Here is a 14,375-nt window from a genome sequence, read left to right as displayed (position 1 = left end):
CAGTCCATGGAACATCGCATTGCACTTCAGTTCGAAGACGGCGTCACGCGTTTCATCACGTGTCGCGACAACGAAACGCTGTCGGATGCCGCCTATCGGCAGAAGATCAACATTCCGCTCGATTGCCGCGACGGCGCATGCGGGACCTGCCGCGGCTTTTGCGAATCGGGCTCGTACGACCTGCCGGAATCGAGCTATATCGAAGATGCGCTGACGCCCGAAGAGGCTGCGAAAGGCTATGTGCTCGCGTGCCAGACGCGCCCGCGCTCGGACTGCGTGATCCGCGTGCCCGCTTCGTCGGCTGCGTGCAAGACGGGCGTCGCGCGTCATGAAGGCACCCTTGCGAGCGTGCGCAAGCTCTCCGATTCGACGATCGAATTTTCGATCGACGTCGATGCACCCGATCAGCTGTCGTTTCTCGCGGGCCAGTATGTGAACGTCGAAGTGCCGGGCAGCGACCTGTCGCGCTCGTATTCGTTCAGCTCCGCGCCGGGCGAATCGCGCGTGTCGTTCGTCGTGCGCAACGTGCCCGAAGGCAAGATGAGCACGTATCTGAGCAGCCATGCGCAGCCGGGTCAGCGCGTGGCGTTTTCGGGGCCCTACGGCGCGTTCTATCTGCGCGAAGCGGCGCGCCCCGTGCTCTTTCTCGCGGGCGGCACGGGCATCGCGCCTTTCCTGTCGATGCTCGATGTGCTGGCCACGAAGGACGCTGCGAAAGACGCCGCGAAGCAGCCGGTGCGGATGGTGTACGGCGTGACCAACGACATCGATCTCGTCGCGCTCCCGCAACTCGATGCGGCCCGAGGCAAGCTGCAAGACTTCGTGTACCGCACCTGTGTCGCCGATTCGTCTAGCAGCCATCCGCTGAAGGGCTACGTGACGGCCCACGTCGAGCCCGAATGGCTCAACGCCGGCGACGTCGATGTGTACCTGTGCGGCCCCGTCGCAATGGTCGATGCGGTGCGCGGCTGGCTCGGCGAAATCGGCGTGACGCCCGCGAGCTTCCACTACGAAAAATTCTCTGCCACCAACGCGGCCTGACCATCATGAATCAACGCTTCGAAGGAAAAGTCGTCGTCGTGACGGGCGCGGCGCAAGGTATCGGGCGCGGCGTCGCCATCGCGGCGGCACGCCAGGGTGCAACGCTCGTGCTGTGCGACCGCTCGGATTTCGTGCATGACGTGGCGGCCGAAATCTCCGCGCCGGGCGCGCGGTGCATCACCGTCATCGCCGATCTGGAAACGTATGCGGGCGCACGCAAGCTGGCCGACGCGGCGCTCGACGCATTCGGCCGCATCGATGTGCTGATCAACAACGTCGGCGGAACGATCTGGGCGAGGCCATATCAGGAATACGAGGAAGCGCAGATCGAAGCCGAAGTGCGGCGCTCGCTCTTTCCGACGCTCTGGTGCTGCCGCGCGGTGCTGCCCTCGATGATCGAGCGCAAGCGTGGCGCGATCGTCAACGTCTCGTCGGTTGCGACGCGCAGCATCTATCGCGTGCCGTATGCGGCTTCGAAAGGCGGCGTGAATGCGCTGACGGCGAGTCTCGCATTCGAACATGCCGCCGACGGCATCCGTGTCAACGCGGTCGCGACGGGCGGAACGGATGCACCTGTGCGGCGCGTGCCGCGCAACACCGACAAGCAGACAGAGCAGGAAGCGCTCTGGTACCAGGCCATCGTCGACCAGACGAAGGCGACGAGCCTCATGCATCGTTATGGAACGGTCGACGAACAGGTCGGCGCCATTCTCTTTCTCGCATCCGACGAAGCGTCGTACATCACGGGCACCGTGCTGCCCGTGGGCGGCGGCGATCAGGGCTGACGTCTCGCGTGCACAAAAACGCGGCTGTCCGATGCGTTTGCGTGGCGGCACAGCGCCGAAATTGGCTCAAACATTCTGTCGATAATGGCTCTTTCTACAGGCCATTATCATCGGTAATCTCCGTGTGACGGGCTGCGAAGCCCGGCCTACACGGAGATCACCGGATGAACACGAAAGTCTTTCTTGCGGGCGCGACGGGTGCCGTCGGCAGTGCGCTGGTGCCGCTGCTCGTCGATGCGGGCTATGCCGTCTACGGCAGCACACGCAGTCCCGAACGCGCGGCGCGGCTGGAACGGGCGGGCGCCGTGCCCGTCGTCGTCGACGTGTTCGATGCGCGTGCGCTCGGCGAGGCGCTGATGCGCATCGAGCCTGCCTGCATGATCCATCAGCTGACCGACCTGCCGCCCGCGCTCGATCCTTCGAAGATGGCAGGCGCGCTCGCAGGGAACGCGCGGATTCGCGACGAAGGCACCCGCAATCTGCTTGCGGCGGCGTTGGCAGCGGGCAGCACGCAGTTCATCGCGCAGAGCATCGCGTGGGCGTACCGCGAAGGCACGCAGCCCCACGACGAAACGCAGCCGCTCGATACCCATTCGGAAGGCAGCCGGCTCGTCACCGTGCGCGGCGTCGAGTCGCTCGAAACGCAGGTGCTGGAGGCGCCTCTCGCCGGCGCGGTGCTGCGCTATGGGCAACTGTATGGCCCGGGCACGGGCTTCGTTCAAGCTCACGGCGCGAGCCCGCTGCACGTCGACGCAGCGGCGTTCGCGGCGCTGCTCGCCTTGCAAGGCGGCGCACGCGGCGCGTTCAACATCGCCGAAGACAATTCCGTCGTGTCGACGGAGAAAGCGAAGCGCGAACTCGGCTGGTCGGCGAACTGGCGGCGCCCGCTTGCGGGCGTCGAGCGATGAACGCCGCACGCAGGCTCCTGACGCCCTGAACGGGCACATGCGCGCTCTCGCGCTCGGGTCTCACGTGCGGTACAGCATCCGCTGCAACACGCGCGCGAGCGTTCTCGCGCCCGCGTCGATCTCTAGCGCATCGATGCCCGCGAAGCCCAGCACGAGACCCGCAGGCGCTTCGCGCTGCACCGAGTACGACGACAACGGCCGCGTCTCGATGCCCGCTTCGGCGGCAAGACGGGCGGCGAGCGCGTCGTCCGTGCCGGCGGGCAGAAACGCGGGCGCATCGAGACCCGCGACGATGGGCGGCAATGCGAGCAGCCCCGTCCAATGCCGGCGCGCCGCTTCGCGCAGTGCGTCGGCACGCTCGCCATACAGCTCGCGCATGCGACGCACATGCCGGCCCGCGTGCCCTTCGGCGATGAACGCGTGCAGCGTCGCCTGCTGATCGTGCGGCACATGACGGCTCGTCAGCGACAGCGCCGCGACGAACGGCTCGACGAGACGCTCGGGCAGCACCGCATACGCGATGCGCAACGCGGGAAACAGCAGCTTGCTGAACGTGCCGCAATAGATCACATGTCCTGCGTTGTCGAGACTCTTGAGCGCGGCAAGCGGACGTCCTTCGAAGCGGTACTCGCTGTCGTAGTCGTCCTCGATGACGAGCGCGCGATGCGCGTGCGCCCAGTCGAGCAGCGCGAGCCGCCGCTCCAGGGAAAGCGCAGAACCGAGCGGCGCCTGCCGCCCCGCCGTCACGTAAGCGAGCCGCGCGCGCGGCGCGAGTTGACGGCCCGCCGCGACATCGATGCCGTTCGTATCGACGGGCACGGCGGCGATGCGCGCGCCCGCTGCTTCGAACAGCAGACGCGCGCCCGGATAGCCGGGGTCTTCCATCCACACGGTGTCGCCGGGATCGAGCCATAGCCGCCCGGACAGATCGAGCACCTGCTGCACGCTGCCGACGATCGCGACATGATCCGCCGAACAGGCGATGCCGCGCGTCACGCGCACGTGTGCCGCAATTGCCTCGCGCAGCGGCGCATAGCCTTGCGCCTCGCCGTCCGCGAGCATCGAACGGTTCGACTGGCGCGAGCGGCGCGCGGCGACACGCGCCCACAGCGCGAACGGAAACGACTGCAGATCGGGCTGGCTCGGACGAAACGCGCGCGCCGGGAACGAGCGTCCGTCGACGGCAAACGCACTGCGCGCGAGCAGCCGTCCGCGCGCGGACAAACCGATGCCTGCGTTGCCGACGACATCGCTGGATGCGCGTGTATTCGCCGCTCGACGAACGGCCCGCGTGCTCGCCAAAGCCGGCGCCGCATCCGGTGCTGACTCGAGTCGCACATCCGGCAATTCGCTCGCGACGAAACTGCCGCGTCCGACAGCACCCGACAGATAACCCTCGGCCGCGAGTTGCGCGAACACGCCCAGCACCGTGCCGCGCGACACGCGATGTCGCGTGGCCAGATCGCGGGTCGGGGGCAGGCGCGCGCCCGGTGCGAGCCGCCCGTCCAGAATCGCCGCGCGCAGTTCGCCGTACAGCCAGCGCTGCAGCGGCATGCCGTCGGGCCGAGCGTGTAGCGCGATGTCGATTTCGGTTGCGCGACGCATTTCGATGTGACTCCTTGCGTAAATGGCTCAATGTCTGATCGATGAAACGCGAATTCGACCAAGCCAATTCCAGCATTATGCCGACACAACGATTCCCTACGTCAGACAAAAGCGCGTCGCGCAATTGATAAACTGTAATAGTCGGCGAAAGCGCACCAGACGCACTTTTCCGCCCGGCCTGCCTCTTGCTTTGCATTGCAGGCCCACCAATGGCGCGCGCCACCCGCCGACAGACGAACATGCCGAGAACAACCGTGTCAGGCAACGCCCAGGCAAGCTACCGCCGCGCATCGATTGCGCGGACGGTGAAGCTGTACCGCACACCGCGCTCGCGCATCGACTTGCAAAGCCAGGCTGTCCTGCAGCACAAGCCTGCTGCGAGCCGCGCGCCGCGCACTCTTTCGACCACCTCATGAAACTGCCCCTCACTCCACAACGGCCTTCCGCCAACCGGGTCTACCCATCGGGAACACCCGGGCTGCATGGCCTCACGTCGGTGGTTACGTTCGTGGTCGTCGTATGCGGGCTGTACTTTGGGCGCGAGGTGCTGATCCCCATCACGCTCGCGGTGCTGCTGAGCTTTTTGCTCGCGCCGCTCGTCGGGCTGCTGCGCCGGTTTCATTTCGGACAATTGCCGTCGATCTTCGTCGCGGTGCTGACGGCTCTCGTCACGCTGCTTGCCGTCAGCACGCTGATCGGCGCGCAGGTCGCGCAGCTCGCGAGCTCGCTGCCGCAATATCAGGCGGCCATCGAGCGCAAGGTCGAGACCGTGCAGGAGAAAACGGTCGGACGCGCCGATGCGCTCCTCACGCGCGCCGCGTCCGCGCTCGCGCGTGTCGCGCCCGAACGTCCCGCGCCGCCTCACGAGCCAGGCCGCTCGCAAAAGCCCACAGTCGCGGCGCCACTGCCCGTCGAGGTCCACGAGCCCATTCCGTCGCCGCTACAGGTCGCACAGCGCGTGTTCTCGCCTGTCGTCGGGCCGCTGGAGACGATGTTCATCGTGCTTGTCGTGACGATCTTCATCCTGTTTCAGCGCGAAGATCTGCGCGACCGGCTGATACGCCTGTTCGGCGCGCGCGATCTGCACCGCACGACCACTGCGATCAACGATGCCGCGAGCCGTCTGTCGCGCTACTTCGTGGCGCAACTCGGCGTGAACCTCGGCGCGGGCGCGACGATCGCGATCGGACTTGCGGTCATCGGCGTGCCGGGTGCGCTGCTGTTCGGCGTGCTGACAGCGCTGTTGCGTTTCGTGCCGTATATCGGCACCTGGATCGCGGGGCTGCTCGCCATGATTCTCGCGGCCGCGATCCAGCCGCAATGGACGATGGCGGTGTTGACCTTCGTGCTGTTCGTGTCCGTCGATGTCATTGCCGGCCAGATCGTCGAGCCGCTGCTGTATGGGAATCGCTCGGGACTTTCGCCGCTTGCCGTCGTCGTCGCGGCGATTTTCTGGAGCTGGCTGTGGGGGCCCATCGGCCTCGTGCTGTCGACGCCCCTCACGTTGTGCCTCGTCACGCTGGGTCGCTATGCGGAGCGCCTGAAGTTCCTGACGGTGCTGCTCGGCGATCAGCCCGCGCTCACGCCCGCGCAGAATTTCTATCAACGGCTGCTCGCCGACGACCCGCACGAAGCGATCGTGCAGGCCGACCGCTTCCTGAAGGAGATGCCGCTCACGCGCTACTACGACGACGTCGCGCGCGAAGGCTTGCGGCTCGCGCGTAACGATGCGCTGCGCGGCGTGTTCGCGCCCGAGCAGCTCGCGCGGATGAACGAGACGCTGGTCGATATCGTCGAGAACCTCGAGCAGTTCGAAGGCTTGCCCGAGCACAAGCCCGATCCGAATGCGCTCGATGCGCTGCCCGCCGTGCTGCCCGAAGACGCCGCCGCGCAACGCATCGTGTGCGTGGCGGGCCGCGGCGCATTCGACGAAGTCACGACGGCCATCGCGCTGCAATTGCTGACGCGCCGCGGCTTTGCACCCGTGCTGACGAATTACGCGCACTTCAGGCGCGGACACGCGGATACGCTCGGCGTCGATGGCGCGACGATCATCTGCGTGGTCACGCTCGATGCGCCCGAAGCACCGCCGTATCTGCGCAATCTGTTGCGGCGCATTCGCGATCGCGCGCCCGGCGCACAACTGATCGTCGGTATCGGCGGACAATCGGAGCGCGTCGATCAAGTGGGCGTGTTGAACGGCACGCACAACGCGAACGCATTCGGCGATCTCGTCAATCAATGCGTGCGGGCCGCCTGCGCGATGGCCGCGCCGCTCGTCGAGAAGTCAGCTGGCAGCATCGGCGCATGAACGGGCCGCTCCCTGCTCAGTCCGCCTGGTTCGTTCGGTTCGTTCGGTTCGTCATGTGACTTCGCAACGCATCACGCGCTTCATACGTTCGGCGTGTTTCTGTCGATGAAGCGTCGTTTGTCCGCATGTTCATGCGGCAAAAAATCCCTGCGGGTATAGGCTGAATGAAAGCGCGCGTTGCATTGATCGCAAGCTTTCGTCATTCGCTGCCGGGAGGCCCATGTCCGCGTCCGCCCCGCATTGCAGGCAACAGATAAGGCTGTGCACGGCCCGCGACGGCGTGCGCATCGCGTATGCGACGACGGGCAAGGGACCACCCATTGTCAGGGCCGCAAACTGGCTGAGCCATCTGGAATTCGATCTCGGCAGCCCCGTCTGGCATCACACGATTGCCGAGCTGTGCCGCGAACACACGTTGATCCGCTATGACCAGCGCGGCTGCGGCCTGTCGGATCACGACGTCGCGGATATTTCGTTCGATGCGTGGAAGCACGAGACGCGAATCTCGGCAAGCCCGAACGCGACGCCGCCGTCGACGACCTGATCGCACTGGTGGCGGGCGTCGATGGACTCGCGCAAATCCAGGCGAAAGAAGATGCCGGGTACTTCTGCGAGCACATGGGCCGCACGCTGATGCGCGCCGAAATCGCGGACGCGGAGGCGGCGATGCTTGACGCGTATCGTTGGCAGTACATCGTGTCGGGCGTCGAAGAGCCACGCTTTCGCTCGCTGCTCGGCGGCCTGATCGATGAAGAGCAAGGCAAGCGCATCTTCGACGCGCTCACGCCCATCATGAAGCCGACGCTGCAACGTCAAACGCTGCCGCTCATCTGAGTCCGTTCTGTCCGCGCGCAAGTGACAACAAAAAAAGACCCCGGCATCGCGGACGATGCCGGGGTCGAGCTTGCGCTGCTGTGCTCTGCTCTTCTACGCGTGCAAGAGAAGAGAGCAGAGTCTGACGTCGAATCAAGAAAGTATTGTGAAACGTTCGCAAAGAACAATTAACAATTCACCCGATTCGTTTATGGAAAGCGGCAAGAAAGGAAAAGCAACTACGCGAGTCACGATGCAATTGTGCTTAAAAGAACTCCAGCATTAAGTGCCGTGCCTCTTTCGGCCCGCGCGGCTAATGCCGCATATTCGACGGGCACGCGTTCCAGGGGCGCTTTCGCCTGCTTTGCAATCGGCTCGCCGATCGGCTTGCCTAAAGCGAACTCGACACAGCATTTCGCCAGCACGTCAGTCGGATCGACGAGATGCGCGGTGCGGCCTCTGCGCGTAATCGTAGCCGCTTGCGGAAAGAGCAGCGGCAATTCCGTACACGCCAGCAGAATGACTTCGACTTCCTGCAACAGCAGGCTCTCGATGGCGGCGATGATATCGTCGACGCACTCGCCGCTCGTGAAGCCCGCTTTCACGCCGCGCGTCCCGTAGATTGCATTGGCCACCCGTGCCTGCATCGCGGCGGACGGCAAGACCTGAGTCAGTCCGCGCGCTTCGAGCGCGACTCGATACACGCCGCTCGCAAGGGTGCCGTCGGTTGCGAGCAGCCCGATACGCTCGACGGCGGGAAATGTCGTTCGCAGATGATCGGCCGTCACGCTCATCATGCTGACGATGGGCACGCGCAAGCGCGCTTCGATCGGCACGATGAACGCATGTGCGGTATTGCATGGAATCGCGATCACATCGGCGCCGCCGTCTTCGAGTTTCCGGCAAGTCGCATAGAGCGCGAGCGTCGGGTCCATGCCATTGCCCATCAGATGATCGGTGCGATCGGGAATCTGCGGGTTCTGTTCGACGATGATCTTGATGTGCTCCTGGTCGCGCACGGCGGGCGTATTGCGCACGACCTTGTGCATGAAGTCGACGGTCGCGGCGGGACCCACTCCGCCGACGACGCCGAGCGTGACCTGGCGCGCCGGCTTGCAATGATCGGCCGTAATCAGATGCTGCGCGTAGGCCGCATACGAGTCGACGATCGGCACCGCAAGCGCGCCGAGCCGTTGCACCGATAACGCGCTATCGGTCGTGGCCGGCAACAGCACGTCGACGTCCTGCGCAATCAGCGCATCGCAAGCGGCGCGTAGCGCGCCCGCGTCCTTAATGCCTACGCTGACCACGTCGATACCCACGCGGGCGCCGTAGCGCTCGAAGAGCCGCCGCTCGCACATCAGCGGCGAGGTCAGCACGCCGACGCGCCGAGCGAACGGGAAACGCCGCCGGATATGAGCAAAGAGCGCAGCGACCATATCGATCACGGCGACGCTCGTGTTCGCCTGCAATTCGTCGATGAACAGATGGCTCTCGAAACACGGCAGCGCTACGGCCAGCACGCCGCGCCGTTCGAAATCGCGAATCGCGTCGAATGTGCGCAGCTTGTGTTCCGCAGAACCGGCAACAGGTGGATAGGGCTCGCAGCGCTTGCCACTCGCGCCGCGCTCGACGGCAATATCTAGCGGCTGAAAGTGACGTGCGGCCGAATTCGCGCAATGCATCTTGCGCAGCAGGTCCACACTTGCGAGACGCGCGGCGCCGCCGACGATGCCGAACGCGCGCCGTCCAATAACAGACGATGGTTTCATTAAGCCCTCGCTTGATTGTTCTATTGGAGGCACGCATTCCGGCAATCGCATTGCGCGTGGTGCCGGTGCTCTATTCGAATCCGCAATTTGTCGCGCCATTCGGAATATAAATCCGAATCACCGTTTATGTCGCATGAATAAAGCCGATCGCAGACTTATAAACAACACGCTTTACGTTTACTCCTTCGCATTAGCGTGCGGCGATTATGTTCGCCTCACCAATCCAGTGGTTAACCCTAAGCGGGCGCCGCAATTGTCAATTAAAGGCGTTGAATGCGTTTGAAAACACTTCGCGTCCCGGGTCCGGCCCTTGCTCAATTCGGAGCCTTGGGGAGTGGAGATCAACGGGATGGCTACGAAAAACCCGCGTGACAATGAAGATGTATTGCAATGGCGGCCGATTCCAACGCATATGTCCAATCACCGGCGCGTACTGGTCGTCGACGATTACGCGGATGCCGCCGATGCGCTGCAATTGCTGCTTTACGCCAATGGCTTCGAATGCCGCGCAATGCATGGCGCTGGGAACGTTTGCGAATTCGCGGCTGAATGGCAGCCGTTTGCCGTCGTGCTCGATATCGCGATGCCGGGCGTCGACGGACTCGAATTGGCACGCCGTCTGCGCGCGACGCGGTCGACCTCGCACATGCTGCTGATCGCGTGCAGCGGCTACGCATCGCAGTCCGACCGCGAGCGAGCGCGCGAAGCGGGCTTCGACGCGCATTGCGCCAAGCCGCTGACGCCGCAACGCCTGCTCGCTTTGTTGAAGCGCGCCGTGTCCGAATCCGATAACGCACAGCGAAGCGACGGCGTGTAATTCGTACACACGTCGCGCCGTTCGTCGAACGCGTTCATACCGTGCAGGTCTGATGACGCCCCGCCGCTCGCGACATCGAACGCTGTGGTGCAATGCGGGCACACGAACTGCTGTCATATGGTTAGTCCTTGCCCATCAAGGGTTTCGCGACCCTCATCGGCGGCGGTGATGCACCCAGGGAGGCGCAAACCGGCGGACTTTGCGTTGACAGACAGGAGAACTCAAATGCATAGAAGAATTTTCATGTTCAGCACGGGTGCCGCGCTCGCCGCCGGCAGCCTGGCGCTCGCCGGCTGCACGACGACGCCTTCGAACTCCACGACGGCAAGCAGTAACGCGGACAAGCGCAGAGCGATCAATGCGAGCGTCGATGAAACGTTGTCGCGGCTCTATACGAGCGTGCACGGCTCACGTGAACTCGTCTCTAAAGCGCGCGGCGTGCTCGTGTTCCCTTCAGTCGTGCAGGCGGGCTTCTGGATCGGCGCACAGTACGGCCAGGGCGCATTGCGTGTCGGCGGACAGACGGTCGGCTACTACAGCACAGCAGCCGGCTCATTCGGCCTGCAGATCGGGGCGCAGTCGAAGGGCGTGATCTTCCTCTTCATGACACAGGATGCGCTCGATCGCTTCCGCAACAGCCAGGGCTGGTCGGTCGGCGGCGATGCGACGGTCGCGCTCGTGAAGATCGGCGCGAACGGCAACATCGACTCGACGACGGCCACGGCGCCTGTTCAGGCGTTCGTGCTGACCAACGCCGGACTGATGGCGGGCGTATCGCTCGAAGGCGCGAAGATCTCGCGGCTCGACATCTGATATTTGAGTCTGAGCACGTCCTTGCGGGGCGTGCAACGCGCCCCGCAACTTCGCGGCGCTGCCGAAGTTCGTAAAGCGCCTCTGTAAAAAAGCGCCATTTTCAAGGCGTGTTTTACATTCCGCTTGCGCTCGGCAGCTGGATGGGCGTGCCGCCGGAACTGCTCGTGCCCGCGCTGTCGGACCCGCGCAGCATCGAGTTCTATGGCGCGCTCAGCATGATGAAGGCGGGCATCGTGCACGCGCAGCAGGTCGTGACCGTCAGCGAAAACTACCGCGAAATCCTCACGCCGCGCTTCGGTCATCTGATGGAAGGCGTGCTGCACGCATGTGCGCATAAGCTGTCGGGCATCACGAACGGCATCGACGGCAACACGTGGAATCCCGCGACCGATCCGCTGATCGCGCGCCCCTACTCCATCGACGACGTGCGCGGCAAGCAGGCCTGCAAGCGCGATCTGCAACAAACGTTCGGCCTGAGCGTCGATCCGTTCGCGCCGCTCGTCGCGATCGGCAGCCGCCTCACGTCGCAAAAGCTCGCGGACGTCGTGGCCGAAGCGCTGCCCTTGATGCTTGCGCGCCACCCGCGCCTGCAAGTGGCGATTCTCGGCAAGGGCGACGCGAACCTGGAAGCGGCGATGCGCAAGCTTGCGTCCGCGTGGCCGCAGCGCGTGGGTGCATATATCGGTTATGACGAAGCGCGCGCGCACATGCTGCACGCAGGCGCCGACATCCTGCTGCACGGCAGCCGCTTCGAGCCGTGCGGTCTCACGCAGCTGTATGCGCTGCGCTACGGCACGATTCCTGTGGCATCGCGCGTCGGCGGGCTGCGCGACACGATCGTCGACTACACGCCCGAGCGCTCGCCCGAACTCGGCCTGCCCGAAGACGGCGCGACGGGCTTTCTGTTCGACGGCGAAACACCGGAAGGTGTAGCGGGCGCGCTGCGACGCGCGCTCGACGCGTTCATGCGGCCATCGTCGTGGCACGCGCTACAGCGCAACGCGATGCGCTGCGATTTCAGCTGGCGCAAGCCGGTGCACGCGTATCTGAAACTGTATGGCGCATTGACGGATGCACGTCCGGCGCAACCGCGCGTCGATGTGGATGTCGTGGCCGCCGCTTCCGCGCAGCGTCGCGCGAATGCTGGCACGCAAGCCGCCAACGCGCAGACGGGCTGGGCGAACGGCGCGGCTGCATCGCAGGAGACGGTTGCGCGCAGTGCGTGAATGCCTGACATGTCAGCGACGGGCTTCGATGTTCGGCTTGCTTCGCCCGTCGCTGATATGGCCGTGAGACAGACCCTAGCCCGTCAGCCGTTCTTCCAGCCGATCGAAGATCCGTTGCGTTTCGCCCTTCGCGTGCAGCGCGAACAGCAGCATCGAGCGCCCCGTCACCTGATAGACATCGCCTGATTCGAAGTCCGGCAGTTCGTCTCGCTCGGGCGCGTTCGTATCGATCATGCAGCTCCATTGATCGCTGCCCGGTATCTCAGGCAGCGTGAAGTCGACGACATCGTGATACGCATTGACGACCAGCAGCAAGGTCGCGTCGGATGCGGGCTTGCGGATGCCGCTCGCCTGCGCGCGGCCGTCGATCACGAGGCCGAAGCAGCGCATCGTCGCATCGTCCCATTGGTCGCCCGTCAACTCGACGCCCGCGGGACTCAGCCACTTCACGTCCATCACGCCGATGTCCTCGCGCATCTCGCCCGTGAGAAAGCGATTGCGCCGCAATACAGGCAACGCATGGCGCAGCGTCGTGAGCTTGCGCACGAATCCGGTGAGCGCGCGGCCATTGTCATCGATGCCCTTCCAGTCGACCCAGCTGATCTCATCGTCCTGGCAATACGCGTTGTTGTTGCCCATCTGCGTGCGGCCGAATTCGTCGCCGGCGAGCACCATCGGCGTGCCTTGTGAAAACAGCAGCGTCGCGAGCATGTTGCGCTTCTGGCGCTCGCGCAACGCGATCACTTCCGGATCGTCGGTGGGCCCTTCGACGCCGCAATTCCACGAACGATTGTCGCTATGGCCGTCGTTGTTGTCCTCGCCGTTCGCTTCGTTGTGCCGCTCGTTGTACGACACGAGATCGTTGAGCGTGAAGCCGTCGTGCGCGGTGATGAAGTTCACGCTGGCCCACGGACGCCTGCCGCGCCGGTTGAAGAAGTCGCCCGATGCGGTGAAGCGCGTCGCGAGATCGGCGGCGATGCCCTCGTCGCCTTTCCAGAACGCGCGCACCGTGTCGCGAAAGCGGTCGTTCCATTCGGCCCAGCCCGGCGGAAAACCGCCCACCTGATAGCCGCCCGGCCCGCAATCCCACGGCTCGGCAATCAGCTTCACGCTGGAGATGATCGGGTCCTGCCGGCAACTGTCGAGAAAGCCGCCGCCTTCGTCGAACCCATACGGCTCGCGTCCGAGAATGGTCGCGAGATCGAAGCGGAAGCCGTCGACGTTCATCTCCGTGACCCAGTAACGCAGACTGTCCGTCACCATCTGCAGCACGCGCGGATGCGACAGGTTCAGCGTGTTGCCCGTGCCCGTATCGTTGATGTAGTAACGGCTCTGCTCAGGCATGAGCCGGTAGTACGACGCGTTGTCGATGCCGCGAAACGACAGCGTCGGCCCGCGCTCGTTGCCTTCGGCCGTGTGGTTGTACACGACGTCGAGTATCAGTTCGAGGCCGGCGTCGTGCAGGCTGTCGATCATCGCCTTGAACTCGTCGACCGCGCCGGGGCCGCGCGCGAAGTAACGCGGATCGGCGGCGAAAAAGCCGATCGTGTTGTAACCCCAGTAGTTGGTGAGCCCCTTGTCGAGCAGATGTTGATCGTTGACGAACGAATGAATGGGCAGCAGTTCGATCGTCGTCACGCCGATGCGCCTGATATGGTCGATCACGGCCTTTTGCGCGAGACCGTCGAAGGTGCCGCGCATCGCTTTGGGCACGCCGGGATGACGTTTCGTATAACCGCGCACGTGCGTCTCGTAGACGATCGTGCGATCCCACGGCACGCGGATGCGAGTGGGATGCGTCCAGTTGAACGTCTGATCGACGACCTGGCACTTAGGCATGAAAGGCGCACTGTCGCGCTCGTCGAATGTGAGGTCGTCCTCAGATTCCAGCGTATAGCCGAATAGCGACGGGTCCCAGCGCAACGCGCCCTCATGCGCCTTCGCATACGGATCGAGCAGCAGCTTGTTCGGATTGAAACGATGACCGGCCTCGGGCTCATACGGACCATGCACGCGATAGCCATAGACAGTGCCCGGCTTCAATCCGGCGACATGCACGTGCCACACTTCGTCGGTGTATTCGGGCAGTTCGATGCGTTCGCGTTCCTTCTTGCCCTTGTCGTCGAACAGACACAACTCGACCTTCGTTGCATTTGCGGAGAAGAGCGCGAAATTGACGCCCCTGCCGTCCCATGTCGCGCCGAGCGGAAAAGGCAGGCCCTCGGCAATGCGGGAATCGATCGGCATGTTGTGTTCCTCAGGCGAATTGAACGGGCGCGGCGCA

Annotated in this window: 10 protein-coding genes and 2 pseudogenes; 9 read left to right on the top strand and 3 right to left on the bottom strand. The window is 64.3% G+C overall.

The window, feature by feature from the left end:
• Positions 1-6 precede the first annotated feature (6 nt).
• From benC to AB4Y32_RS07125, 3 genes are all read left to right on the top strand, one after another.
• Positions 7-1,041, top strand: a complete 1,035-nt coding sequence (benC, locus tag AB4Y32_RS07135) for a benzoate 1,2-dioxygenase electron transfer component BenC (RefSeq protein ID WP_368720654.1) — start codon at positions 7-9, stop codon at positions 1,039-1,041.
• Positions 1,042-1,046: 5 nt separating this feature from the next.
• Positions 1,047-1,826 carry a 1,6-dihydroxycyclohexa-2,4-diene-1-carboxylate dehydrogenase gene (locus tag AB4Y32_RS07130; protein WP_368720653.1) on the top strand — a complete coding sequence of 260 codons (780 nt, stop codon included), beginning with the start codon at positions 1,047-1,049 and terminating at the stop codon, positions 1,824-1,826.
• 164 nt (positions 1,827-1,990) lie between these two features.
• Positions 1,991-2,734, top strand: coding sequence for an NAD-dependent epimerase/dehydratase family protein (locus AB4Y32_RS07125; protein ID WP_368720652.1), 744 nt, complete (start codon positions 1,991-1,993; stop codon positions 2,732-2,734).
• Positions 2,735-2,794: 60 nt separating this feature from the next.
• Here AB4Y32_RS07125 and AB4Y32_RS07120 read toward each other — a convergent pair whose 3' ends face one another.
• Positions 2,795-4,339: a MocR-like pyridoxine biosynthesis transcription factor PdxR gene (locus AB4Y32_RS07120; RefSeq protein WP_368720651.1), complete on the bottom strand. Its 1,545-nt coding sequence runs from the start codon at positions 4,337-4,339 to the stop codon at positions 2,795-2,797.
• A 412-nt stretch (positions 4,340-4,751) separates the two neighbouring features.
• On the opposite strand from AB4Y32_RS07120, the gene AB4Y32_RS07115 reads away from it, so the two are divergent.
• From AB4Y32_RS07115 to AB4Y32_RS07105, 3 genes and pseudogenes are all read left to right on the top strand, one after another.
• The gene (locus AB4Y32_RS07115) at positions 4,752-6,650 is read left to right on the top strand and encodes an AI-2E family transporter (RefSeq protein WP_368720650.1); all 1,899 of its coding nucleotides are present in this window, start codon (positions 4,752-4,754) and stop codon (positions 6,648-6,650) included.
• Between the two features lie 220 nt (positions 6,651-6,870).
• Positions 6,871-7,146: pseudogene (locus AB4Y32_RS07110) on the top strand (alpha/beta fold hydrolase); the annotation flags it as partial.
• Complete coding sequence (locus tag AB4Y32_RS07105) at positions 7,134-7,484, top strand: hypothetical protein (protein WP_368720649.1); 351 nt, start codon at positions 7,134-7,136, stop codon at positions 7,482-7,484. The pseudogene AB4Y32_RS07110 and the gene AB4Y32_RS07105, both read left to right, overlap by 13 nt.
• Before the next feature lie 227 nt (positions 7,485-7,711).
• On the opposite strand, the gene AB4Y32_RS07100 is transcribed toward AB4Y32_RS07105, so the two are convergent.
• Positions 7,712-9,235: an amino acid racemase gene (locus AB4Y32_RS07100; RefSeq protein ID WP_368720648.1), complete on the bottom strand. Its 1,524-nt coding sequence runs from the start codon at positions 9,233-9,235 to the stop codon at positions 7,712-7,714.
• Positions 9,236-9,584: 349 nt separating this feature from the next.
• On the opposite strand from AB4Y32_RS07100, the gene AB4Y32_RS07095 reads away from it, so the two are divergent.
• From AB4Y32_RS07095 to AB4Y32_RS07085, 3 genes and pseudogenes are all read left to right on the top strand, one after another.
• Complete coding sequence (locus AB4Y32_RS07095) at positions 9,585-10,052, top strand: response regulator (protein ID WP_368720647.1); 468 nt, start codon at positions 9,585-9,587, stop codon at positions 10,050-10,052.
• 225 nt (positions 10,053-10,277) lie between these two features.
• Positions 10,278-10,865, top strand: a complete 588-nt coding sequence (locus tag AB4Y32_RS07090) for a BPSL1445 family SYLF domain-containing lipoprotein (protein WP_368720646.1) — start codon at positions 10,278-10,280, stop codon at positions 10,863-10,865.
• A 98-nt stretch (positions 10,866-10,963) separates the two neighbouring features.
• Positions 10,964-12,091: pseudogene (locus tag AB4Y32_RS07085) on the top strand (glycosyltransferase); the annotation flags it as partial.
• 75 nt (positions 12,092-12,166) lie between these two features.
• Here the strand turns inward: AB4Y32_RS07085 and glgX are convergent.
• Positions 12,167-14,338, bottom strand: a complete 2,172-nt coding sequence (glgX, locus tag AB4Y32_RS07080) for a glycogen debranching protein GlgX (protein WP_368720645.1) — start codon at positions 14,336-14,338, stop codon at positions 12,167-12,169.
• Between the last annotated feature and the right edge of the window lie 37 nt (positions 14,339-14,375).

This window comes from Paraburkholderia phymatum (assembly GCF_040965635.1).
Classification (GTDB): domain Bacteria; phylum Pseudomonadota; class Gammaproteobacteria; order Burkholderiales; family Burkholderiaceae; genus Paraburkholderia; species Paraburkholderia phymatum_B.
Note: the sequence above shows the minus strand (reverse complement) of the source record. Positions and strands in the feature narration are given on the sequence as shown.